This window comes from Bradyrhizobium forestalis, assembly GCF_002795245.1.
GTDB lineage: Bacteria > Pseudomonadota > Alphaproteobacteria > Rhizobiales > Xanthobacteraceae > Bradyrhizobium > Bradyrhizobium forestalis.
On the sequence record NZ_PGVG01000100.1, the window covers coordinates 1 to 2,095 of the forward strand.

Genomic DNA, 2,095 nt, shown 5'->3' on the forward strand with positions numbered 1-2,095 from the left:
GTCGGTCACCGGCACCGGCAACGCGCTGAACGCGCTCGGCCTTGCCGGCAATACCGGGACTGCCACTGCCTTCACGGCGGCCCGCACCTCCGGCATCGGCGGCATCGCCGGCAAGACCTTGACCTTCACCTCCTTCAACGGCGGCACGGCGGTCAACGTCACCTTCGGCGACGGCACCAACGGCACGGTCAAGACGCTCGATCAGCTCAACACCAAGCTTCAGGCCAACAACCTGACGGCGACGATCGACGCCAACGGCCTGCTGACGGTCTCCACCACCAACGACTATGCGTCCTCGACCATCGGTTCGAGCGCCGCGGGTGGTGCGATCGGCGGCACGCTGACCTCGTCGCTGACGTTCTCGACGGCTTCCACCCCCGTTCAGGACACCGTTGCCCAGACCTCGCGCGCGAATCTGGTCAACCAGTACAACAACATCCTGAACCAGATCGACACGACCGCGCAGGACTCCTCGTTCAACGGTGTCAACCTCTTGAACGGCGACCAGCTCAAGCTCGTGTTCGACGAAACGGGCAAGTCGAACCTCAGCATCACCGGCGTGACCTACAACTCGAAGGGTCTGGGCCTTGCCGCGCTGACCAGCGGTGTCGACTTCATCGACAACGCTGCCACCAACAAGGTGCTGACCAACCTGAACGCCGCGTCCAGCACGCTGCGCTCGGAAGCTTCGAGCCTCGGTTCGAACCTCTCGGTGGTGCAGGTTCGTCAGGACTTCAACAAGAGCCTGATCAACGTGCTGCAGACCGGCTCGTCCAACCTGACGCTGGCCGACACCAACACCGAAGCGGCCAACAGCCAGGCGCTGTCGACCCGCCAGTCGATCGCGGTCTCCGCGCTGTCGCTGGCCAACCAGTCGCAGCAGAGCGTGCTCCAGCTGCTCCGCTAACTAGCGGCCGACATCGCAAGCAAGATCCGGCGGCGGGGCTTCGGCCCCGCCGCTTTCTTTTTGCCTGGGCTTCAGAGTGCCGCTCGGCTTGGCGGAGACGATGCCTTCGGATGCAGCCAATTGCTCACTCTGAGTTATGGTTGACAAGTCGCAAACGCCTCGTTGCTGCACCAAAAAGCATCATTCTATCATGGCGATATGAGCGAGCGCGATCAGGCTCCGATCGCCCGTATGGTGAATCCGCGCAAGGTTTGGCGCGACACGCTTCATGCTTTGTTAGCCGTCTGCGTTCACCGTCCCGGCCATCGATTAATCCTAATCGAAGTTTGTTGCGTTGCGTACCAGAAGGGTAACACTCAATGTCCGGTATTGTTCTCTCTGCGTCGGTTCGTCAGAACCTGCTCTCTCTCCAGTCCACCGCTGACCTTCTCGCCACCACACAGAGCCGTCTGTCGACCGGCAAGAGCGTCAACTCGGCCCTGGACAATCCCACCAACTTCTTCACCGCCCAGTCGCTCGACAACCGCGCCAGCGACATCAACAACCTGCTCGACGGCATCGCCAACGGCGTGCAAGTGCTGCAGGCTGCCAACACCGGCATCACCTCGCTGCAGAAGCTGATCGACAGCGCCAAGTCGATCGCCAACCAGGCGCTGCAGACCACGGTCGGCTACTCCACCAAGTCGAACGTTTCCACCACGATCGCCGGTGCGACGGCGGCCGACCTGCGCGGTACGACCTCCTACGCCAGCGCGACCGCGAGCAGCAACGTCGTGTATAACGGCACGGCGGGCGGCACCACGGCGGCGAACGGCACCACCACGCTCGGCGCCACCCTCGGCACCTTCACGGGCACCGCGGCAACGGCCGGCGACGGCACCACCGCCCTGACCGGCACCATCACCCTGATCGCCACCAACGGCACCACCGCGACCGGCCTCGTCGGCAACGCCCAGCCCGCCGACGGCGACACGCTGACCGTGACCGGCAAGACCATCACCTCCCGCTCGGGCTCTGCCCCGGCGTCGAGCGCGGTTGCGCCCGGTTCGGGCGCCAGCGGCAATCTCGTCCCCGCCGGCAACGGCAACACCCCCGTCTATCTCGGCACCGCCGGTACTCCGGCTGCGACCGTCAACGATCTGTTGACCGCGGTCGATCTCGCCAGCGGCGTCAAGACGGCTTCCATCA

General features: G+C 64.4%; 2 protein-coding genes. Both read left to right on the top strand.

The window, feature by feature from the left end:
- A partial coding sequence (locus CVM73_RS38610) for a DUF1522 domain-containing protein (protein ID WP_283809990.1) occupies nt 1-907 on the top strand: 907 nt, incomplete at its 5' end.
- Between the two features lie 359 nt (nt 908-1,266).
- A partial coding sequence (locus tag CVM73_RS38615) for a DUF1522 domain-containing protein (protein WP_146006750.1) occupies nt 1,267-2,095 on the top strand: 829 nt, incomplete at its 3' end.